Raw genomic sequence first — 23,982 nt, 5'->3', positions numbered from 1 at the left:
GACATCGCTCCTTTCAGGAGTGTTCGGTGGTGGCTCCGGCCGGCCGGCCGGGCCGGTCGTCCGCGACGAGGCGTTCCAGGATGCGGACCACCTCGGCCGGCGAGGGCGCGGCACGCAGCTCGTCGCGCTGACGGCGGGCGGCGGCGGCGATCGACGGGTCGTCGAGGATCCGGACGACGGCCGCCCGCAGCGTCGGGGCGTCGAGCCGCTCCGGCGGGATCGAGATCCCCGTGCCGAGTCGCTCCGCCTGCTGCGCCTTGAGCGGGGCGTCCCACAGCGACGCGATCATGATCTGCGGCACCCCGTAGAGCATGGCCGTCGACCACGTGCCCGCCCCACCGTGGTGGATGATCGCGGCACAGGTCGGCAGCAGCACGTCCAGCGGCACGAAGTCGCACACCCGGACGTTGTCCGGCAGGTCACCCAGCTCCTCGCGCTGGGCGTCGCTGAGCGTCGCGACGACCTCGACGTCCAGGTCGCCGAGGGCGCCGAGCAGCTCCTGGAAGGAGACCACGTCTTTGCCGTACGTCTCCCGGCTCGACACGCCGAGGGTGAGGCAGACCCGGGGCCGGTCGGCCTTGGCCACCCACTCCGGCACCACGGACGGGCTGTTGTACGGGGTGTACCGCATGGCCACCCGGCGCCCCGGGACGGGAAGCCGGGTGCTGTCGGCGGTGGGATCGATGGTCCACGCGCCGGTGACCAGGGTCTCCACCTCGTCGTCGTCGAGCTCGCAGCCGTACCGGTGCAGGGTGCAGCGCAACCACTCGGCCATCGGGTCCTCGCGCTGCTCGGCCGGCCGCCGCGCCAGGCTCTCGGTGAACAGCCGCCGGGCGTTGCCGACCACGTCCGGCCCCCAGAGCAGCCGGGCGTGCGTCGCACCGACGACCCGCGCCGCGACCGGCCCGGCGTAGGTGAACGGCTCCCAGATCACCAGCTCGGGCCGCCAGGACCGGGCCAGGGCGACCATGTCGTCCATCGTGGAGACACCGTTGAGCGGCGCGAAGCACAGCGCGGTGAGCATGGTCTGCTGCCCGAGCAGATACTCCCAGGTCAGCACCTCGGGACGGGCCTCGGTGAAGTCCAGTCCCCGCTGGTATGGCATCAGGTCGCCGCCGACCTCGGCGAGCAGGTCGATGATCGCCTGGTCGTCGCCGACCGGCACCGCGGTCAGCCCCGACCGCACGATGGTGTCGGTGAGCGAGGGCTGGCTCGCCACCCGTACCTCGTGGCCGGCCGCGCGCAGCGCCCAGGCCAGCGGCACCAGGCTGTAGTAGTGGGTGTTGTGCGCGAAGGACGTCATCAGGACGCGCATCGGGTCGCCTCCTCCAGCGCCGGGCGGTCGTCGGACCGCTGTTCGCCGCTCTCCGCCCGGGCGACGGGAAAGCGGGCGTGGCCGAGCAGGACGGGCGAGCGTCGCCACCGGACGCCGCCGGACGCCCGCCGCAGAGTGGGCAGCGCCTCGGCGAGGGTCCGCAGGGCGGTCGTGACGACGAGCCTGATCAGCGGCCCGGCGCCGGCAAGCTGCGGCAGGCCCACCACGTCGCGGGCCGGGGCGCGCGACCCGCCAGGGTCGAACGCGTCCGGGCTCGGGGCGGTCGCCGCGCGCGGACCCCGGTTCGCCATGGCGACCAGCACGACCAGGTGGCTGTCCGCCGGGAGGAACACCCCGCCCAGGGTGACGTCCTGCTGCGCGACGCGGCTCTCCAGGCGCACCGGCGGAAAGCAGCGCAGGGTCTCCTCGACGACGGCGGCGGACCGGTCGAGGTCCCCACCGAGCAGGGCCCACTGCCCGGGGCGGTCGAGCAGCGCACCGACCGCGTTGCAGAGCAGGGTGATCGCCGGTTCGGCCGTGCCGACCGCCAGCGCGAGCGCGGCGGCCGTCCGGTCGTCGGCCGGCAGCGGCGGCCAGGACCCGGCTGCGGACGGACGCGACGGCCCGGACCCGGCGGACGGGGACAGCGACGGCGGGGGCGGCACCTCGCCCAGCAGGTCGGTCAGCTCGGCGGTGGCGGCGACGGTGGCCAGAGCGGTCGCCACGGTCTGCGGGCACAGCCGGCTGTCCAGCGTACGGCCGGCGGCGGCGAGTGCCTCGGCGAAGCGGCCCCGCCGCGCGGCGGGCACCCCCAGCAGGTCGGCCAGCACCGCAGCGACCAGCCGCCGGGCGAGCACGGCCAGGTCGAACCGCTCCCCGACCCCGTCGAGCAGGACCGCGGTGGTCTCCACGACCCGGGTACGCGCCCCTGCGGCGTCGGCCCGCAGGACCGGCCCGCCGAACCCGGCGAGCGCGTCCAGCCGACGCCGGGCCTCCGGCCCGTGGTCCAGTGCCGTGCCGGCCAGCGGCAGGGTCCGCTCGGCGGGCCGCTGCCCGGCCCGGGTCAGCCAGCCGAACCGGTCGTCGGTCAACACCTCCCGGGCCAGCGCGGCGTCCCCGGTCACCCAGGTGTCCAACTGCTCGCTGCGGAACAGCGGCTGGGCGGCCACCTGCTGCTCGTACGGGGTCGGGTCGTCGGTCTCCGCGCGCAGGATCAGCGCGTACGGGTCGCCGTGGTTGCCGGCGAACCACTGCGCGGCGCGGGTCAGTTGCAGCCGGCGGGCCCAGGTCGCGGGATCCCCGTCGGGCGGGACTGTGATCATGCGCTTCCTCTCCTGCTGTCGTCGGACTCGCCGGGACGGACCCGGCGTACGGGTCACGGAACGCGGGGCGGGCACACCTCGTCGAGCCACTTGTGCACGGTCGCGGCGGTGACGGGGGCGTGCTCGGTCATCATCGAGAAGTGGGTGCCGGGCACCTCGGCGCTGGTGTGCGCGCCGTCGAAGCGCGAACGCCAGTCCTGCCGGGGATCCGGCCAGGCCCCCGCCGGTTCACCGGCATACAGGTGCAGCACGGGTGCCCGGGTCGGCCGGGGCGCCCAGTCCAGGAGCAGCCGGTGATAGGCGCCCATCGCGGTCAGCCGCGTGTCGTCGACGGGGACGACGGACCGCTCGGCGACCCAGGCCAGCATCTCCTCGCGCCACACCCCCATCGCCCCCGGGGCGGCGGGCGTGTAGATGTCCATCAGCACCAGCGCGGCGGGGTCCGCGCCCCGCGCCTCCAGGCGCACCGTCAGCGCGTGCGCCATGTTCGCCCCGGCCGAGTGGCCGACCAGGACGAAGGGCCGCCCGGCGCAGTGGGCCAGGACGGCGTCGGCCTGGGCGTCGAGCAGCACGTCCAGCCCGGCGGGCAGCGGCTCGCCGGTCAGGAAGCCGGTCTGCGGAAGGACGGTGACGTCCCGGAGACCGGCCAGCGCGGCGGCGAACGCCGTGAACTCCCGAGGGCCGGACGCCGCGGCCGTGCCCGCGCAGCAGACCAGCGTGGGTCCCCCCGCCCCGGTGCCGAGCGGGACGAGGGCCGGTGGCTCGCCCAGTTCGTCCGGGGACCGGAACACCGGCCGGAACGTGGCGACGGTGCCGAGCACCTCCACCGCCTCGGCGGCGCGGCCGGTGGCGACGGCCCGCCGGTACATCTCGACCAGGGCGCTCCCGGCGGCCGGCGCGGGTGGCCCGCCCGCCGCGCCGGTGAGCAGGCCGTGCAGGTGCGCGGCGAGCGCGTCAGGGGTGCGGTGGTCGAACAGAACCGGGGCCGAAAGGCTCAGGCCGGTGGCCTCGGCGAGCCGGCGGCGCAGCTGGACGGCGGCGAGCGAGTCGAAGCCGAGGGCGGAGAACTCCGCGTCGGCCGGTACGTCGTCGGCCCCGTCGTGCCCCAGCACCCCGGCGGCCTCGGCGCGGACCAGCGCCAGCAGCCCGGGGCGGTCGGTGGCTGCCGGGGCCGGTCGGGGCACGGGCGGCTGCGCCCGGTGCGCCGGGCCGGCCGGATCGACGTCCCCGGTCGGCAGCTCGGCGAGCAGCGGGGCGGGACGCGCGGCGGCGAAGCCGGACGCGAACCGGCCCCACTCGGTGTCGGAGACCGTCACCCCGGTCTCGTCGGCGTCCAGGATCCGCCCGAGGGCGGCGAGGGCGGCTGCCGGGGGCATCGCCCGGACGCCCCGGCGGCGCAGGTACTCCTCCCCCGCGCCCGCCCCCATGCCGGGCCCGCCCCAGACCCCCCAGGCGACGGAGGTCGCGGGCAGCCCTGCGGCGCGACGACGCTCGGCGAGCGCGTCGAGGGCGGCGTTGGCCGCAGCGTACGCGCACTGCCCGCCGCTGCCCCACACTCCGGCGGCGGAGGAGAAGGTGACGAAGGCGTCCAGGTCACCGGCCAACTCGTGCAGGTGCACCGCCCCGGCGACCTTGCCTGCGCAGACCTGCGCGAACGACTCCGGGGTCGTCTCGTGAAGCGGTGTCACCTGGGGCACGCCCGCCGCGTGGAACACGGCGGTGAGCGGAGCGGCGCGGGGAATCCCGGCGAGCAGGTCGGCCACGGCCTCCCGGTCGGCGACGTCGCAGGCGACCACGGTCACCTCGGCACCGAGCGCGACCAGTTCCGCCCGCAGCGCGGCGACCCCGGGGGCGTTCCCGCCCCGGCGGCTGGTGAGGACGAGGTGCGTGGCGCCGTTGCGCGCCAGCCAGCGGGCCGTGTGCGCGCCGAGCGCGCCCGTACCGCCGGTCACCAGGACCGTGCCGCGCGGGCGCCAGGCCCGCTCGGCCCGGGGCGCGGGCGCGGGGACCAGCCGCCGGGCGTACCCGGCCGCCCCCCGGACCGCGACCTGGTCCTCCGGGCCGCGCAGCGCGCGCCGCAGCAGGTCCCAGTCCCGGTCGTCCGGGTCGACCGGCAGGTCCACCAGGCCGCCCCAGGACCGGGGGAGTTCGAGCGCGGCCACGCGGCCGAAGCCCCACAACTGGGCGCCGGCGACCGACGGGGACTCGCCGGGCGTCACCGCGACCGCCCCCCGGGTGACGCACCACAGCCGCGCGGAGGCCCCCAGGTCGGTCAGGGCCTGGGCGAGGGACAGGGTCGCCAGCACCCCGCGGGGCACCGAGGCGGACCGGGGATGTGCCCGGTCGTCGAGGCCCAGCAGGCAGAGCACCCCGTCCGGCCCGCCGTCCGGGTCGGCGGCGGCCTCGGTCAGCACGGCGGCGAGGGTGTCCCGGTCCACGGCGGCGGCGTCCACCGTCAGCCGGGTGACCGTGGCCCCGCCCCGGTGCATGGCCCGCTCGGCGGCGTCGGCGAGCGACGCGACGCCGTCGTGGGCGGGGACCACCAGCAACCACGCCCCGGCCACCGTCTCGGTCCCGGCGGCGGCGGGCACGGTCGGCAGGGGCCGCCAGGCGATCCGGTACCGCCAGGCGTCGTCGCGGCGGGCCGACGGCGGGCCCGGCGCCAGCCAGTAGCGCCGGTGCTGGAAGGCGTACGTGGGCAGCTCGACCCTGCGCGCGCCGGTGCCCGCGAACACCCGGGACCAGTCCATTTCCGCGCCACCGGCGTACGCCCCGGCCAGGGCGGCCAGCAGGGTGGCGGGCTCCGGCCGGCCGGGGCGCAGCACCGGCAGCAGCAGCACGTCGCCGGCGGGCCCGAGGCACTCTTCGGCCAACGCGCACAGCACCCCGTCCGGGCCGAGCCCGACGAAGGCGGTGGCCCCCTGGTCGCGGGCGGCCCGCACCCCGTCCCGGAACCGGACGGGCTGGCGGACGTGCCGGACCCAGTAATCGGGGTCGCGCAGCTCGTCGGCGGTGGCGAGCCGGCCCGTCACGTTCGACACCACCGGGATCGTCGGGGCATGGAACGTGAGGCCCCGCGCCACCCGCCGGAACGGCTCCAGCATCGCCTCCACGTGCGGGGAGTGGAACGCGTGGCTGACGTTGAGGCGTCGCGTCCGGTGGCCGAGGGCGGCGCACCGGGCGGCCACGGCCAGCACCGCCTCCTCGTCGCCGGAGACCACGACCGAGCGCGGGCCGTTGACCGCCGCCACCGCGACCCGCCGCCCGTCGAGCAGGGGACCGACCTCCTCCTCGGTGGCCCGGACCGCCACCATCGCGCCGCCCGGCGGCAGCTCCCCCATCAGCCGGCCCCGCGCCGCGACCAGCTCGCACGCGTCGTCCACGTCGAGTACGCCGGCCACGTGCGCGGCCGCCAGCTCGCCGACCGAGTGGCCGAGCAGCACGTCGGGCCGGACCCCCCAGCCGTGGACCAGTCGGAACGACGCGACCTCGACGGCGAAGAGGGCGGCCTGCGCGTACCGGGTGCCGTCGAGCAGCCGGGCGTCGTCCGACCCCGGCTCGGCGAACAGCACCCGCAGCAGCGGACGATCGAGGTGCCGGTCCAGCCGGGCGGCGAGCTGGTCCAGGGCGTCGGCGAAGGCGGGGAATGCCTCGTACAGTTCGCGCGCCATCCCGACGCGCTGGCCGCCCTGCCCGGCGAAGAGGAGCCCGGTCCCGCGATCGTGACGTACCGTGCCCCGGATCAGGCCCGCCGCCGGCTCGCCGGCGGCCAGCGCGTCGACGAGGCGGAGCAGGCCGTCGCGGTCGGCGGCCACCAGCACGGCCCGGTGCTCCAGCGCGGCCCGGCTGGTGGCCAGGGAGAATCCCACGTCCAGCGGGTCCGCGTCGGGGTGCGCCGCCAGGTGCGTACGCAACCGGTCCGCCTGGGCGCGCAGCGCCGCCTCCGTCCGGCCGGAGAGCACCCACGGCACCAGCGGCAGGGTCCTCGTGGGTGGCGGCGGGTCGTCGACCGGGGCCGGCGGCGGCTGCTCGACGATCACGTGCGCGTTGGTGCCGCTCACCCCGAACGCGGAGATCCCGGCCCTGCGGGGCGCCCCGGGCAACGCGGGCCAGGGCGTCACCCCGGTCGACAGCCGGACGACACCGGCGGACCAGTCGACCAGCGGGGTCGGGACGTCGGCGTGCAGGGTGGGTGGGAGCGTCCCGGCCCGCATCGCCAGGAGCATCTTGATCAGGCCGCCGACGCCGGCCGCCGCCTGGGCGTGCCCGATGTTCGACTTCAGCGAGCCGAGCCAGAGCGGCCGGTCCGGGGTCCGGTCGGCGCCGTAGGCGGCGATCAGCGCCTGCGCCTCGATCGGGTCGCCGAGCCGGGTGCCCGTGCCGTGCGCCTCGACCGCGTCGATCTGGTCGGCGCCGAGCCGGGCGTCGGTCAGCGCCTGCCGGATGACCCGCTGCTGGGCGGGGCCGCTCGGGGCGGTCAGCCCGTTGCTGGCCCCGTCCTGGTTGACGGCCGAACCCCGGATCACGCCCAGCACCCAGCGGCCGTCGCGCACCGCGTCGGAGAGCCGTTGCAGGACCAGCACACCGACGCCCTCCGCCCAGCCGGTGCCGTCCGCGCCCGCCCCGAACGCCCGGCAGCGCCCGTCCGCCGCGAGGCCCCGCTGCCGGGAGAACTCCACGAATGCCGCCGGGTCGGGCATCACGGCGACCCCGCCGGCCAGTGCCAGCCCGCACTCGCCCCGGCGCAGCGCCTGCACCGCGAGGTGCACCGCCACCAGCGAGGACGAGCAGGCCGTCTCGACGGTCAGGGCCGGACCCTCCAGCCCGAGCAGGTACGAGATCCGTCCGGACAGGACGGCGTCGGCGCTGCCGGTCAGCCGGAAGCCCTCCGCGCCCTCCGGCACCTGACCGGCGTCGGCCGCGTACCCCTGGTGGGCCGCACCGACATACACCCCGGTGCGCGAGCCGCGCAGGCTGTGCGGGTCGGTCCCGGACCGCTCCAGCGCCTCCCAGGACACCTCCAGAAGCAGCCGCTGCTGGGGGTCCATGACCACGGCCTCGTGCGGCGACACCCCGAAGAACGCGGCGTCGAAGTCTCCCGCCCCGGCCAGGAACCCGCCCTCCCGGCAGTAGGTGGTGTTCCGCGACTCGGGATCCGGGTCGTACACGGCGTCGACGTCCCAGCCACGGTCGGTGGGGAAGCCGCCGATCGCGTCCGTGCCCGTCTCGACCAGCCGCCACAGGTCCTCCGGAGAGGACACCCCGCCCGGGTAGCGGCAGGCCATGCCCACGACGGCGATCGGCCCGTGCAGGGCGGCGAGCAGCTCGTGGTTCTGCCGGCGCAGCCGCTCCGTCTCCTTGACGGAGACACGCAGCGCCTCGATCACCTTGTCGGGGGGCATGACCATGGGCGGGCTCCTCGGGGGGAAGAGGGAACGGGTCAGGAGCTGGCGTTGTCCAGCACCCGGCGCACCAGCTCCTCTGGATCGAGTTCGTCGATGGCGTCGCCGGGAGCCGGCTCGGGCCCGTCCGGCACCGCGTCGGTGTCCAGCCCCGCAAGCGCAAGCAGGCCGTCCAGTAGGCCGGCGTCCCGCAGCCGGGCCAGCGGCAGGTCGGCCAGGGCCCGGCGCACCTCGGCCTCGCGCGGGTCGCCGCCGGCCGGCGCGGGACCGAGCAGCCCGGCCAGGTGCTCGGCGACCGCCGTCGCGGTGGGGTGGTCGAAGACGAGGGTGGCGGACAGCGGCACGCCGACCGCCGCCCTGAGCCGCTTGGCCAGGTCGACGGCGGTCAGCGAGTCGAATCCGATCTCCCGGAACGCGGCGTCGGGGCCGACGTGCTCGGGCCCCGGGTGGCCGAGGACGGCGGCGACCTGCCGGCGTACCAGGTCGAGCAGGCCCCGGCGGCGTTCGTCGGGGCTCGCGGCGGCGTGCCAGGCCGGCAGGTCGGAGCCCGCGGGTCCGGCGTCGGCCAGCGTCGCGCGGGCCTCCGGGAGGTCGCCGAGCAGCGGGCTGGGCCGGAACGCGGTGAACCCGGCCGTGAACAGCTTCCAGTCCACGTCGGCGACGGCGATGAAGGTCTCGTCCCGGTCCAGGGCGGCCAGGAGGGCGTCCACGCCACGCTCGGGAGGCATCGGCCGCAGGCCCCGGCGGCTCAGGTACTCCTCGGCGTCGCCCTCGCCCATGCCCCCGGAGCCCCACAGGCCCCAGGCGACGGAGGTGGCGGTCAGCCCGGCGGCGCGCCGCCGTTCGGCGAGCGCGTCGAGGGCCGCGTTGGCCGCCCCGTACGCGCTCTGCCCGCTGCTGCCCCACACGCCCGCGTTCGACGAGTACAGGACGAACGCGTCCAGGTCGTGCCCCCGGGTGAGTTCGTCGAGGTGGCGGGCTCCGGCGACCTTCCCGGCGAACACCTCGGCGACGTCGGTGAGCCCGGTCTCGCCGATCGGCATCGAGTGCGCCACGCCCGCGGTGTGGAAGACCGCGCTCAGCGGCGCGTCGGCGGGCAGCCCGGCGAGCAGCGCCGCCACGGCGGCCCGGTCGGCGACGTCGCAGGCCGCGACGGTCACCTCGGCGCCCAGCGCCCGGAGTTCCCCGACCAGCCCGGCCGCACCGGGGGCGTCGGCCCCGCGCCGGCTGGTGAGCACGAGGTGCGCGGCCCCGCCTGCGGCCAACCGCCGGGTCACGTGCGCGCCGAGCGCGCCGGTGCCGCCGGTGACCAGGACGGTGCCCCTGGGCCGGTACCGCCGCTTCGCGGGTAGCGCGGGGGCGCGCCGGAGCCGGCGGCCGTACCCGACCGGGCCGCGGAGCGCGACCTGGTCCTCGTCCCCGGCCAGCACGTCCACGAACGCCTCCCACACCGGGCCGTCCGCGTCGGCGGGCAGGTCGACGAGCCCGCCCCATGTGCGGGGCAGTTCGAGGGCCGCGACCCGGCCGAACCCCCAGACCTGCGCCTGGCGCTCGTCGGCGGTCTCGCCGGGCCCGACGGAGACCGCGCCCCGGGTGACGACCCACAGCCGGGCGGCCGGCAGGGCGTCGGCGACGGCCTGGGTCAGCAGCAGCGTCGCGGCGGCGCCGACGGACACGGCCGGGTGGTCGGGGTGCGGGCGACGATCGGTGCCGAGCAGGGACAGCACCCGGGTCGCCCCGCCCGCACCGGCCGCGGTGAGCACCGCCGCGCACGCGGCCCGGTCGGTGCCGGTCGGCTCGACGGTCACCAGGCGCACCTCGGCGCCCCGCGCGGTGAGCGCGTCGCGCACCGCCTCGACCAGCTCCGCCGCCTGCGCCGGGCCGGTCACCAGCAGCCACCGGTCGGCCGGCGCGGCGCCGGTGCGCTGAAGCCGCCGCCAGCCGACCCGGTAGCGCCAGCCGTCCCCGGCCGGGCCGGAGTCCGCCTGCGCGGCGGGCTCCAGCCAGTAGCGTTGCCGCTGGAACGCGTATGTGGGCAGGTCCACGGCGACGCGCGCGGCCCCGGCCAGAGCCCGGGACCAGTCCACGGCGACCCCCTGGGTGAACGCCTCGGCCGCCGAGGCCAGGAGCCGGTCCAGGCCGCCCGCCTCCCGGCGCAGCGACCCCACGGCCACCACCCGGACGCCGGCGCTGTCCCCAAGCTCCTGGATCGCGGGTACGAGGACGGCGTGCGCGGCGGCCTCGACGAAGGCGCGGTGCCCGTCGTCGAGCAGCACCCGCACGGTCTCCTCGAAGCGGACCTGCCCCCGCAGGTTGCGGTACCAGTAGCCGGCGTCCAGGCCGGCGGTGTCGACGCGCCCGCCCTGCACCGTCGAGTAGAAGGGCACCTGCGCCGGACGGGCGTCGACCGGGCCCAGGACGGTGAGCAGCTCGGCGCGCAGCCGGTCCACCTGCGTCGAGTGGGACGCGTAGTCCACCGGGATCCGCCGTACCCGGACGCCCTCGGCCGCGAGCGCCTCGACCAGTTCGGTGACCGCGTCGGCGACACCGGACACGACGGTCGACTGTGGCCCGTTGACGGCCGCGACGTCGAGCCGGCCCGCCCAGGCGGCCAGCCGCCCCGCGACCTCTCGGGCCGGCAGCTGGACGGACGCCATGCCGCCGCGACCGGAGAGCACCCGACCGATGACCTGGGACCGCAGCGCGACCACCCGGGCCGCGTCCGGCAGGGTCAGCGCGCCGCAGACCACCGCGGCGGCGATCTCGCCCTGGGAATGGCCGACCACCGCGTTCGGCTCGACGCCGAGCGACCGCCACACCTGCGCCAGCGACACCATCACCGCCCAGGAGACGGGCTGGAGCACGTCCACGCGGTCCAGCGGCGGGCTGCCGGCCGCGCCCCGGATCACCTCGCCGAGCCTCCAGTCGGTGTACGCCGACAGCGCCTGCTCGCACCGTCGCATCGACTCGGCGAACACCGGTGACTGGTCGAGCAGGTCGGCACCCATGCCGGCCCAGTGCGTCCCCTGCCCGGGAAAGACGAACACGGTGCGCCCGGTGGGGGCGGCGACGCCGGTCGTGACCGCCGGCCCGGGTTCGCCGCCGGCCAGCAGGTCGAGCGCGTCGAGCGCCTGCGGCCGCCCGGTGGCCGTCACCACCGCCCGGTGGTCGAACACCGACCGCGCGGTGGCCAGGGCGAGTCCGGCGCTGGCGAGGTCGGTCTCCGGCGCTGCGGCCAGCAGGTCGCGCAGCCGGCGGGCCTGCCCGGCCAGCGCCGGCTGCGACTTGGCGGACAACACCAGCGGTACGACCGGCGGCGGGTCGCCGACGGGCCGGGTCTCGGCGGGCGGGGCGTCACCCGCCGGGGCGGCGGCGGGCCCGGGGGCCTGCTCCAGCACCACGTGCGCGTTGGTGCCGCTCACCCCGAAGGAGGAGACCCCGGCGCGGCGCGGGCGGCCCGTGTCCGGCCACGGGGTCTCCGCCCGCAGCAGGGCCACCTGGCCGGCGGACCAGTCGACCTCGGTGGTCGGGGCGTCCACGTGCAGGGTGGGCGGCAGGACGCCGTGCCGCATCGCCAGCACCGTCTTGATGACCCCGCCGACCCCGGCCGCCGCCTGGGTGTGGCCGATGTTGGACTTCAGCGAACCGAGCCAGAGCGGACGGTCGGCGGGCCGGCCGGCACCGTACACGTTCATCAGGGCCCGCACCTCGATCGGGTCGCCGAGCCGGGTGCCGGTGCCGTGCGCCTCGACCGCGTCGACGTCGGCGGCCGTCACCCGGGCGTCCACGAGCGCCTGGCGCAGCACCTTCTCCTGCGCCGGGCCGCTGGGGGCGGTGAGGCCGTTGCTCGCCCCGTCCTGGTTGACCGCCGTGCCCGTGACCAGGGCCAGCACCCGACGCCCGTGGCGGACGGCGTCCGACAGCCGCTCCACGACCAGCATGCCGACCCCCTCGGCCGGCCCGAACCCGTCCGCCGAGTCGGCGAACGCCTTGCACCGGCCGTCCGGGGCCAGCCCCCGCTGCCGCGAGAACTGCACGAACACCGCCGGGCTGGCCAGCACCGTCGCCCCGCCGGCCAACGCCAGGTCGCACTCGCCCTGCCGCAGGGCCCGCACCGCCAGGTGCAGGGCCACCAGCGAGGACGAGCAGGCGGTGTCCACCGTCAACGCGGGCCCCTCCAGGCCCAACGCGTACGAGATCCGCCCCGAGGTGAAGCTGACCACCCCGCCGGTCAGCAGGTGGCCCTCCAGTTCCGCCGGGGGCTGCCCGACGACGTCGGTGTAGCCGCCGTGCCACGCCCCGACGCACACCCCGGTACGGCTGCCGCGCAGCGAGTCCGGGGGGATCCCGGCCCGCTCCAGCGCCTCCCAGGACGTCTCCAGCAGCAGGCGCTGCTGCGGGTCCATGGCCAGCGCCTCGCGGGGCGAGATGCCGAAGAACGCGGCGTCGAAGTCGCCGACCCCGGCGAGGAACCCGCCCTCGCGGCAGTAGGTGCGGCCCGCCGCCTCCGGGTCCGGGTCGTACAGCGCGTCGCCGTCCCAGCCGTGGTCGTCGGGGAACGGGGAGATCGCGTCGGTGCCCGAGGCGACCAGCTCCCACAGTTCCTCCGGTGAGCCGACCCCGCCGGGGTACCGGCAGGCCATGCCGACGATCGCGATCGGCTCGTGCGCCCGCGCCTCGACCGCGCGCAGCCGGTCGGTGGCCCTGGCCAGCTCGGTGGTGGTCAACCGCAGGTACTCGCGGAGCTTCTGCTCGTTCGACATGCCGCCTCGTCCCTCCTGACCGTCGGTCCCGTCCACCCCGTCCCCCGCGTACGCGGGATTGTCAGGCGCGGAACCGCTCGTCGATGAACGCGAAGATCTCGTCGTCGTCAGCGGACTCCAGCGCGTCGGCCGTCCCGCCGCCGTCGCTGCCGGCCACGTCGTCGCCGGCCGCGCCCCACCTGGCGGCCAGCGCCGCGATCCGGACGCCGACCTCCCGGCGCACCAGGTCGTCCAGCCCGTCGAGGGCGGCCCCGTCGGTGGCGGCCAGGGCCGCCTCCAGCCGGCCCAGCTCGGCCAGCAACGGCAACTCGGCCCGGGCCTGCTCGGGCGCGAGCCCGGCGAGCAGGTGCTCCGCCAGCGCCTCCGGGGTGGGGTGGTCGAAGACCAGCGTCGCCGGCAGGCGCAGCCCGGACGCGGTGGCCAGCCGGTTGCGCAGCTCCACCGCCGTCAGCGAGTCGAAGCCGAGTTCCCGGAAGGCCCGGTCGGCGTCGACGGCCTGCGGGTCGGCGTGTCCGAGGACGGCCGCCGCGTGTCCGCGCACGCTCTCCAGCATCAGCTCCCGCTGTTCGGCCACGGTCAGCCCGGCGAGCCGGTCGGCGAGCGTGTGGTCCGCGTCGTCCCGGGTCGGGGTGGCGGCCGGGGCCCCCGACGCCGCCGCCGGCACCAGGTCGGCGAGGAGCGCGGGGACCTTCCCGGCGGCCCGCAACGCGCCGACGTTGAGCCGGATCGGCACCTGGAGCGCCTCGTCCACCAGCTGCGCGGCGTCGAACAGGGCGAGGCCCTGGTCGGTGGTGAGCGGCAGCACGCCGCCGCGCGCCATCCGACGCCGCATCCCCTCCTGGTCGAGGTGCCCGGCCATCCGGCTGCTGTCGGCCCACAGGCCCCAGGCCAGCGACACCGCGTGGAGCCCCTGCGCGCGGCGGTACTGGGCGAACGCGTCGACGAAGCCGTTGGCCGCCGAGTAGTTGCCCTGCCCGGGGCTGCCGAACAGGGCCGCCGCCGAGGAGAACAGCACGAACGCGGACAGCTCCCGGTCCCGGGTCAACTCGTGCAGGTTGACCACCGCGTCGGCCTTGGGCCGCAGCACCGCGTCCACCTGCCCGGCGGTCAGCGCGGTGATGGTGGCGTCGTCGAGGACGCCGGCAGCGTGCACGACGGCGGTGAGCGGGTGCGCGGCCGGAATGCCGTCGAGCAGCCGGCGCAGCGCGACCCGGTCGGCGGCGTCGCAGGCGACGACGGTCACCGACGCGCCGGACGCGGTCAGCTCGTCGACGAGCGCGGACGCCCCGTCCGCCGCCGGGCCGCTGCGGCCGGCGAGCACCAGGTGCCGTACGCCGTGCCGGGCGACCAGGTGCCGGGCGACGGCGCCGCCGAGCGTCCCGGTGCCGCCGGTGACCAGGACGGTGCCGTACGCGCCGAACGCGGGCGGCATGGTCAGCACCACCTTGCCGACGTGCCGGGCCTGGCTGATCAGGCGGAACGCCTCCCGGGCCCGCCGGATGTCCCGCACGGTCAGCGGCAGCGGGCTGAGCGCCCCGGCGGCGAACAGCTCCATCAGCTCGCCGAGCAGCTGCCCGACCAGCTCCGGACCAGCCTCGACGAGGTCGAACGCCCGGTAGCCGACCCCCGGGTGGTCGGCCGCGATCCGGTCGGGGTCGCGGACGTCGGCCTTGCCCAGTTCCAGGAAGTGGCCGCCGCGCGGCAGCAGCCGCAGGGACGCGTCCACGAAGTCCCCGGCAAGGGAGTTCAGCACCACGTCGACGCCGCGCCCCCCGGTGGCGGCCAGGAACCGTCCGGCGAAGTCGAGGCTGCGGGAGTCGGCGATGTGCGCGTCGTCCAGGCCGAGGCCACGCAGGGTGTCCCACTTGCCCCGGCTCGCCGTGGCGTAGACCTCCACGCCCAGGTGCCGGGCCAGTTGGAGGGTCGCCATGCCGACGCCGCCGGCCCCCGCGTGCACCAGCAGCGACTGCCCCGGGCGGATCCCGGCGAGCCTGGTGAGCGCGTAGTGGGCGGTGAGGAAGACGGCCGGCACCGACGCGGCCTCGGCGTACGACCAGCCGCGCGGAACCCGGGCGAGCATCCGGGCGTCGGCGACCGCCACCGGACCCAGGCCGCCGGTCCACATGCCCAGCACCCGGTCGCCGGGGGCGAAGCCGGCCACGTCCGGCGCGACCTCGGTGATCACCCCGGCCCCCTCGGCACCCAGCACCGGCGTGCCCGGGTACATGCCGAGCGCGATGAGGGTGTCCCGGAAGTTCACTCCGGCGGCGCGCACCGCGACCCGGACCTGCCCGGGGGCCAGCGGCGCCTCGGCGTCCGGGGCCGGGACCAGCGCCAGGCCCTCCAGGGTGCCCTGCCCACCGGCGGCGAGCCGCCACGCGGCGCCGGCCGGGGGCGTCAGTGGGCCGTCCGGGCGGGGTCGGTGCCGAACCAGCCGGGGCACGTGCACCGCCCCGGCGCGAACGGCCAGTTGCGGCTCCCCGGCGGCGAGCGCGGCGGGCAGGGCCGAGGCGCTGGCCGGGTCGGCGTCCAGGTCGACGAGGACGAACCGGCCGGGCTCCTCGGACTGGGCGGAACGCACCAGCCCCCACAGGGCGGCCGACACCGGGTCCACGTGCTCGGTGCCGTCGCCGACCGCCACCGCCGAGGTGGTGACGAACGCCAGCCTGGCCAGCCCCAGCCGGCCCTCGACCGCGAGCCAGGCCCGGATCAGGTCCAGGGCGCCGAGCACGGTGGCGCGCACCGCGTCGGGCCCGACCGGCGCGCCCGACGGGACCGGCACCGCGACCACGTCGGGCAGCGCCGCCCCCTCGGCCACCGCCGCGACCAGACCGGCGAGATCGGGGTACGCCCCGCAGAGGCCGCCCGCCCGGTCCAGGCCCCCGGTCAGCCCGGGATCGGCCGCGCCCACGACCGCCCAGCGCTGCACGGCGGCGACCCCCGGTTCCGGCCGGGCGGTCCAGGCGACGTGGTGCAGCGCGCCGTCCCCGGCGCCGGGGGTGCCGGGGGTGCCGGGGGTGCCGGGGGTGCCGGGGGTGAGCGCCTCCACCGGCACCGCGCGCGCCACCAGGGAGTCGATCACCACGACCGGGTTGCCCCGCTCGTCGACGCAGGCGATCCGGACCGCCTCGGCACCGGCCGGGCTGATGGTGACCCGCAGCCGGTCGGCCCCGACCCCGGACGACGACACGCCCCGCAGGGCGAACGGCATCCGGACCTGCCCGTCCTCGGGGAAGAACGCGCCGAGGCTCATCGCCTGGAACGCCGCGTCGAGCAGCGCCGGGTGGACGCCGAAGCGCGGGCTCCCGGGCTGCGGGACGGGCAGGGCCACCTCGGCGTACACCGTGTCGCCGGCCCGCCAGGCGGCCCGGACCCCCCGGAACGACGGCCCGTACTGGTAGCCCCGGTCGGCGAACCGGTCGTACAGGCCCGCCACCTCGACGGGCTCGGCCCCGGCCGGCGGCCAGGGCGCGCCCGGTTCCCCGCTCCAGGCGGCGTCGGCGTCGGCCGGCACGAGGGTGCCCTGCGCGTGCCGGGTCCACGCGGTGTCCGCGTCCGCGCCGTCGGCGCGCGAGTGGACGGTGAGCTGCCGGCGCCCCTCCGCGTCCGCCGGGCCCACCACGAGCCGCAGTTGCGCCGCCGACTCGTCGGTCACCACCAGCGGCGCGTCGAGGGTCAGCTCCTCGATCCGGCCGGCCCCGTCACGCCGCCCGGCCCACAGGGCGAGTTCGGCGTACGCGGCCCCGGGCAGGATCGCCGCGCCCAGCAGGGCATGCTCGCCGAGCCACGGGTGGTGTCGGACGCCGAGCCGGGCCGGATACACGTGGCCGCCCCGGTCAGGCAGCTCGACCGCCCCGCCCAGCAGCGGATGGTCGGCGCCGCTGAGCCCGGCGGAGGCCACGTCCCCGCGCGCGGCCGGCGGGTGATACCAGAAGCGCTCGCGCTGGAACGGGTACGTCGGCAGGTCGACCCGGCGCGAGTCGGTTCCGAAGAGCACACCCGCGTCGATCTCGATCCCGTGGGCGTGGGCGAGCCCGAGCGCCATGCCGAACCAGCGGGCGCCGCCCTTGCCGCGCCGCAGTGTCCCCAGCACCGTCGCGGCGACCCCGGCGTCGGCCGCGGTGCCCTGCAACGACACCGACAGCATCGGGTGCGGGCTGGGCTCCAGGAACCCCTCGTGCCCGTCCGCGAGCATCGCCCGGGTCGCCTGCTCGAACTCCACCGGGTCGCGCATGTTGCGGTACCAGTAGGCGGCGTCCAGCAGCGCGGTGTCCAGCAGGCCGCCCGTGACGGTCGAGTAGAAGGGGATCTGCGAGCTGCCGGGCGACACCGGGGCGAGGGCCGCCATCAGGTGATCCTTCAGCACCTCCACCTGCGCGGAGTGCCCGGCCGTGTCCACCCCCGGGATCGCCTTGGCGTGCACGCCCTCGGCGGTCAGCTCGTCGACGAGTTCGGCGAGCGCGTCGGGGTAGCCGCTCACCGCCGCCGTACCGGGGCTGTTGACCGCGGCGACGGACAGCCGGTCGCCGAACCGCGCCAGGCGGGCGCGGAGCACGTCGACGGGGAGCGTCACCGCCACCATCCCGCCCTGCCCGGCCAGCCGCAGCCACGCCTGGCTGCGCAGGGCGACGATGCGCGCCGCGTCGTCCAGCGAGAGGCCGCCCGCCACGTGGGCCGCCGCGATCTCACCCTGCGAGTGGCCGACCACGGCGGACGGGTGCACGCCCAGCGCCCGCCAGGCCGCCGCCAGCGACACCATCATCGTGAACAGCACCGGCTGGACCACGTCGACCCGGCTCAGCGCAGGCGCGTCCGGCACGCGACGCAGCACGTCCAGCACGGACCAGTCGAGGTACGCCCGCAGCGCCTCGTCGCACGCCGACGCGCTCGCCCGGAAGGCCGGGGAGCGGTCGAGCAGGCCGTCGGCCATCTCGGCCCACTGCGAGCCCTGGCCGGGAAAGACGAACGCGACCCGGTCGCTCGCGCCGGCCCGCCCCCGCACCAGCGACGGGTGCTCCTCGCCCCGGGCGAGCGCGGCAAGCGCGTCGCCGACCTCCGCGCGGCTCTCCCCGATCACCACGGCCCGGTGCTCGAAGCGGGCCCGGGTCGCCGCCAGCGTGTAGCCGACCTCGGCGATGTCCAGGTCGGGTTCCTCGATCAACCGGGCCCGCAGCCGTGCCGCCTGGGCGCAGAGCGCGGCGCTGCCCCGGGCCGACAGGAACAGCGGGACGGTGACCTCGTCCGCCTCGTGGTCGATCGGTTCCCGCACCACCGGCGGCGCCTGCTCGACGATCACGTGGGCGTTGGTGCCGCTGATCCCGAACGAGGACACCGCCGCCCGGCGGGGTTCGTCGCCCGGCGGCCACGGCACCGGCTCGGTCAGCAACGACACCGCCCCGGAAGCCCAGTCCACCCGGGGCGTCGGCCGGTCCACGTGCAGCGTGCGCGGCAGCGTGTCGTGCCGCAGCGCCAGGATCACCTTCATCACCCCGGCGATGCCGGCGGCGGCCTGCGTGTGACCGATGTTGGACTTCAGCGAGCCGAGCCACAGTGGCCGGTCAGCCGGCCGGTCCCGGCCGTACGTGGCGAGCAGCGCCTGCGCCTCGATGGGGTCGCCCAGGGCGGTGCCGGTGCCGTGCGCCTCGACCGCGTCCACCTGGTCCGGCCGCAGGCCGGCATCGGCCAGCGCCTGCCGGATGACCCGTTCCTGGGAGGGCCCGTTCGGGGCGGTGAGGCCGTTGCTGGCCCCGTCCTGGTTGACGGCCGAGCCCTTGACCACGGCCAGGATCTCGTGCCCGGCGGCCTCCGCGTCGGCGAGCCGCTGCACCACCATCATGGCGGCGCCCTCGCTGAGCGCCACCCCGTCGGCGGCGGCGGCGAACGCCTTCGACCGGCCGTCCGGCGACATCGCCCGCTGCCGGGAGAACTCCACCAGCATGTCCGGCGTCGACATCACCGTGGCCCCGCCGACCAGGGCCAGCGTGCACTCGCCCCGGCGCAGCGCCTGCACCGCGAGGTGCAGCGCCACGAGGGAGGCGGAGCAGGCGGTGTCCACGGTCACCGCCGGGCCCTCCAGGCCGAAGACGTAGGAGAGCCGGCCGGACATGACGCTGGCCGAGTTGCCGGTGCCGAGGTAGCCGTCGAAGTCGTCCGCGCCGTCTCGCAGCAGCGGCATGTAGTGCTGGCCGTTGGTCCCCACGAACACCCCGGTCGGGGTGCCGCGCAACGCGGTCGGGTCCAACCCGGCCCGTTCCAGGGACTCCCACGTGGTCTCCAGCAGCAGGCGCTGCTGGGGATCCATGGCGAGGGCCTCGCGGGGCGAGATCCCGAAGAACGCGGCGTCGAAGTCGGGCGCGTCGTGCAGGAAGCCGCCCTCGCGGACGTAGGTGCGGCCGGGCGCCTCCGGGTCCGGGTCGTACAGGCCGTCGACGTCCCAGCCCCGGTTCGTGGGGAACCTGGAGATGGCGTCGCGGCCCTTCGCCAGCAGGTCCCACAGGTCGTCGGGGGCGTCGACCCCGCCCGGGAACCGACAGGCCATCCCGATCACCGCGATCGGCTCGTCGTCGCCCGCCCCGGCCGGCGCGGACGGCGGGGCGACGGCCTCCGCCGTGTCCTCGTCGGCCTCCGGCCCGAGCAGCTCGGCACGCAGGTACGCGGCCAGCACCCGGGCGCTGGGATGGTCGAAGACGACGGACGCCGGCAGGTTCAGCCCGGTGGCCGCGTTCAGCCGGTTCCGCAGGTCCACCGCCGTCACCGAGGTGAAGCCGAGTTCCCGGAACGCCCGGTCCGGATCGGCCGCCTCGGCCTCGTCGTGCCCCAGGACGGCCGCGACGTGCGCACGGACCAGCCGCAGCAGCGTCCGGTGCTGATCGGCCGCGGGCCGGCCGCTGAGGGCACGGACCAGTTCGCCGCCGGCCGACGAGTCCACGGCCGGGGTGTGCTCCGCCTCCCGGGTCGCCCGCAGCTCGGGCAGTTCGTCGAAGAGTGTGGTGGGCCGGGCCGCGGTGTACGAGGCGACGAACCGCGCCCAGTCGACGTCGGCCACGGTCACCAGGCCCTCGCCCCGCGCCACCGCCCCGCGCAGCACGTCCAGCGCGGCCCCCGGGTCCAACGGGGTGAGGCCACCCCGGCGCAGCAGTTCGCGGTCGGGGCCCCCGGCCCTCGTGTCGGGTTCGTGCCCGCCGGCGCTGGCATCGGGTGCCCGCCCGCCGGCGCCTGTGGTCGCGTCGGCCCACGGCGTCCACGCGATCGCCGTGGCGGGCAGGCCACGGGCCCGCCTCTCCTCGACCAGCGCGTCCAGCCGGGCGGTGCCCGCCGCGTAGCCGCCGTGCCCCGCGCCGCCCCAGGTGCCGGAGACCGAGGAGAAGACGACGAACGCGTCGAGCTCCAGTTCCGCCTCCGCCGCAAGGGCGTCGAGGTGCACTGCCGTCATCGTCTTCGCGGCGACGGCGGCGACGAAGTCCTCCGGCGTGGTCTCGGCGAGGGCGGTGAGCGCGACGGCGGGCGGAGCCACCACGATCGTCGTGGGCCGGTACGCGCCGAGCAGCCCGGCGAGTGCGTCCCGGTCGCTCGGGTCGCAGTCGACCAGGGCCACCCGGTCGGCCCCGCCGGTGAGCCCGACGGTGGACGCGGCGGCCGGGCCGGCGAGCACCACGTGCGCCGCCCCGTCGCCGAGGAGGCGGCCGGCCAGGAGCGCGGCGACCGGGCCGGTGTCCCCGACGACGAGGATGGTGCCCCGGGCCGGCCAGTCGCCGGACGTGACGGTGGCGCGGGAACGCACGAGGCGTCGACCGTAGACGCCGGAGGCCCGTACGGCGACCTGGTCCTCGCCGTTCGCGCCGCCCACGACGTCGGCGAGCTGCGCGAAGGCGCGCTCCCCGGTGAGCGCCGGCAGGTCCACCAGCCCGCCCCATCGGTCCGGCAGTTCGAGGGCCGCGACCCGGCCGAGCCCCCACACCTGGGCCTGCCCGGCGTCCGGCACCTCGCCCGAGGACACGGCGACGGCCCCCCGGGTGACCGCCCAGAGGCGGGCCTGCGTCCCCGCGTCCGCCAACGCCTGGATCAGGGCGAGCGAGGCGGTCAGGCCGAGCGGTACGGCCGGGTGGCACGCGTCCGCGCCCTCGGCGAGCGCCAGCAGGGAGACCACGCCGGCCGGGCCGGTCGCCTCCGGGTCGCCGGGGGCGGCGGAGGTCAGGAGCGCGGCAAGGCCGGCCCGGTCGGCGACGCCGACGGTCAGCAGTTCGACGGAGGCGCCACGCGCGGCCAGCGCCTGCCGTACGCCCGCCACCACCCCGTCACCGGCCAGCGCCTCGGGCACCATCAGCAGCCAGCGGTTGGTGAGGGGTCGGGGGTCGTCGGTCGGCAGCGGTTTCCAGGTGATCCGATACCGCAGGCCACCCACCGGGTCGGCGGTGGTGGTATCGCCCGTAGCGGGACGGGTGGCGGGGTTGGTGGGCGTCGGTGCCCAGTAGTGGCGTCGTTGGAACGGATACGTCGGCAGGTCAACCAACCGTGCGCCCGTCCCCGCGAACACACTCTTCCAGTCAACGTTGATGCCGCCGACGAACGCCTCACCCGCCGACGTCAAGAATCGACCCCACCCACCATCATCACGGCGCAACGACCCCACCACCACCGGCCGCGCGTTCGGGTCCACCACCGCCGCCGACTCCAACACCCCGCCGGCCAGGACGGGGTGCCCCGAACACTCCACAAACCCCGAGAACCCGTCTGCGGCAAGCCGCCCCACCACATCCGAAAACAACACCCGCTCACGCAAATTCCGATACCAATACCCACCATCCAAACCCGTGCCATCAACCAGACCACCCACCACCGACGAATAAAACGGCACGAGGCCCTGCCCCGGGGACAAACCATCCAGCAACCGCGACAGGGTCGCCTCCACCGCCTCCACATGCGGCGAATGCGACGCATAATCCACCGCCACCCGCCGCACCCACACCCCATCCCGCTCACACTCACCAACAAACCCCACGGCGGCATCCACATCCCCCGACACCACCGTCAACGACGGACCATTCACCGCCGCCACACCCAACCGACCACCCCACCCCAACAACCGATCCTGCACAACCGCCACCGGCAACCCCACCGACACCATCGCACCACCACCGGCCAACACCTCACCAATCACCCGCGACCGAACTGCCACCACCCGAGCGCCATCGGTCACACTCAACACGCCCGCCACCACCGCCGCGGCAACCTCACCCTGCGAATGACCCACCACCGCGTCGGGCAGCACGCCCATCGACATCCACAACCGCGCCAGCGACACCATCACCGCCCACGACACCGGCTGCACCACATCAACCCGAGCAAAGGACCCGTCACCCGCCCCGCCGCGCACCACTTCCAACAAATCCCAGTCCACAAACTCCGACAACGCCCGCCCGCACTGCTGCATCGAGTCAGCGAACACCTCCGACTCATCCAACAGAGCCGCCCCCATACCCACCCACTGCCAACCCTGACCCGGAAACACGAACACCACCCGACCACCACCAGCCGCCACACCCGACGCCACCGAACCCACCACCACCGAACCCACACCCGAACCCGAAGCCACCGCCCCAGAAGCCACCGCCCCGAGACCAGCAACAACCTCCTCCACACCCCCACCGAACACGACCGCCCGATGCTCGAACACCGACCGCGACGACACCAACGACCAACCCACATCCACCAAACCGGCACCATCGGAAAGACCCACACACACCTCACGCAACCGACCCGCATACGCCCGCAACGCCCCCACCGAACGAGCCGACACCACCACCGGAACCACCGACAAGCTCCTGCCGACACCGCCCCCGCCGCCATCAACGGCATCGGTATCGGAATCGGAATCGGCAGGATCGTCGAACTCCGGAGCCTGCTCCAAAATCAGATGCGCATTCGTCCCCGACACCCCAAACGCCGACACACCCGCACGACGCACCCGACCCACCACCGGCCAACCCCGCACCTGGGTCACCAACTCCACCCCACCCGACGACCAATCCACCAACGGCGACGGCACATCCACATGCAACGTCGCCGGCACCACCCCCGCCCGCAACGCCATCACCATCTTGATCACACCCGCCACACCCGCAGCCGCCTGCGTATGACCAATATTCGACTTCACCGAACCCAACAACAACGCCCCACCCACACGACCCCGCCCATACGACCCCAACAACGCCTCAGCCTCAATCGGATCCCCCAACCGAGTCCCCGTCCCATGCGCCTCCACCACATCCACATCCGACACACCCAAACCCGCCGCCACCAACGCCGCACCAATCACCCGACGCTGCGCCACCCCCGACGGCGCCGTCAAACCATTCGACCCACCATCCTGATTCACCGCAGAACCCCGCACCACCGCCAACACCCGATGACCACGCTCCCGCGCCACCGACAACCGCTCCAACACCACCACCCCCGCACCCTCCGCCCACCCCGTCCCATCCGCACCACCCGCAAACGCCCGACACCGCCCATCACCCGACAACCCACCCTGCCGAGAAAACTCCACAAACAACCCCGGCGCCGCAATCACCGTCACCCCACCCGCCAACGCCACATCACACTCACCCAACCGCAACCCCTGACACGCCAAATGCAACGCCACCAACGACGACGAACACGCCGTATCAACCGAAATCGACGGACCCTCCAACCCCAACACATACGAAACACGACCCGACACCACACTCGGCGACGTCCCCGTCAACAAATAACCCTCAAACCCGCCACCCGACTCCACCAACCGCGGCCCATACTCCTGACCCATCACCCCCACATACACACCCGTCCGCGAACCCCGCAACCCCAACGGATCAATCCCCGCACGCTCCAACGCCTCCCACGACACCTCCAAAAACAAGCGCTGCTGCGGATCCATCGCCACCGCCTCACGCGGCGACACACCAAAGAACTCCGCATCAAACATCCCCGCGTCATACACAAACCCCCCCTCCCGCACATACGACTTCCCCACCACACCCCGCACCGGATCAAACAACCCCTCCACATCCCAACCCCGATCCACCGGAAACCCCGAAACCGCATCCCCACCCCCCAACACCAAATCCCACAAACCCTCCGCAGACACCACCCCACCCGGAAAACGACAACCCATCCCCACCACCACCACCGGATCATCCACA

Annotated in this window: 5 protein-coding genes; all 5 read right to left on the bottom strand. The window is 75.8% G+C overall.

The annotated features are described in order from the left end of the window. Window positions 1-13: 13 nt before the first annotated feature. Complete coding sequence (locus tag O7628_RS18790; protein WP_278132339.1) at window positions 14-1,315, bottom strand: activator-dependent family glycosyltransferase; 1,302 nt, start codon at window positions 1,313-1,315, stop codon at window positions 14-16. Next, on the bottom strand, window positions 1,303-2,637 hold the full coding sequence (locus tag O7628_RS18785; RefSeq protein WP_278132337.1) for a P450-derived glycosyltransferase activator: 1,335 nt from the start codon (window positions 2,635-2,637) through the stop codon (window positions 1,303-1,305). Before O7628_RS18785 ends, O7628_RS18790 begins: the two co-directional genes overlap by 13 nt. Before the next feature lie 53 nt (window positions 2,638-2,690). Next, the gene (locus O7628_RS18780) at window positions 2,691-8,045 is read right to left on the bottom strand and encodes a type I polyketide synthase (RefSeq protein ID WP_278132335.1); all 5,355 of its coding nucleotides are present in this window, start codon (window positions 8,043-8,045) and stop codon (window positions 2,691-2,693) included. 32 nt (window positions 8,046-8,077) lie between these two features. After that, entirely contained in the window at window positions 8,078-12,802 is a 4,725-nt protein-coding gene (locus O7628_RS18775; protein WP_278132332.1) for a type I polyketide synthase, read from the bottom strand. Window positions 12,803-12,863: 61 nt separating this feature from the next. Continuing rightward, on the bottom strand, window positions 12,864-22,892 hold the full coding sequence (locus O7628_RS18770) for a type I polyketide synthase (RefSeq protein WP_278136349.1): 10,029 nt from the start codon (window positions 22,890-22,892) through the stop codon (window positions 12,864-12,866). Window positions 22,893-23,982 lie beyond the last annotated feature (1,090 nt).

Source organism: Micromonospora sp. WMMD956 (genome assembly GCF_029626125.1).
Classification (GTDB): domain Bacteria; phylum Actinomycetota; class Actinomycetes; order Mycobacteriales; family Micromonosporaceae; genus Micromonospora; species Micromonospora carbonacea.
The sequence above is the reverse complement of the archived record's forward strand: the minus strand, read 5'-3'. Positions and strand labels throughout refer to the sequence as shown.

Coding starts and splice junctions, on each gene's coding strand:
- O7628_RS18775 (WP_278132332.1), bottom strand. CDS start 12,802: ATGTCGAACGAGCAGAAGCTCCGCGAGTACCTGCGGTTGACCACCACC.
- O7628_RS18785 (WP_278132337.1), bottom strand. CDS start 2,637: ATGATCACAGTCCCGCCCGACGGGGATCCCGCGACCTGGGCCCGCCGG.
- O7628_RS18780 (WP_278132335.1), bottom strand. CDS start 8,045: ATGGTCATGCCCCCCGACAAGGTGATCGAGGCGCTGCGTGTCTCCGTC.
- O7628_RS18790 (WP_278132339.1), bottom strand. CDS start 1,315: ATGCGCGTCCTGATGACGTCCTTCGCGCACAACACCCACTACTACAGC.
- O7628_RS18770 (WP_278136349.1), bottom strand. CDS start 22,892: ATGGCGTTGCGGGCGGGGGTGGTGCCGGCGACGTTGCATGTGGATGTG.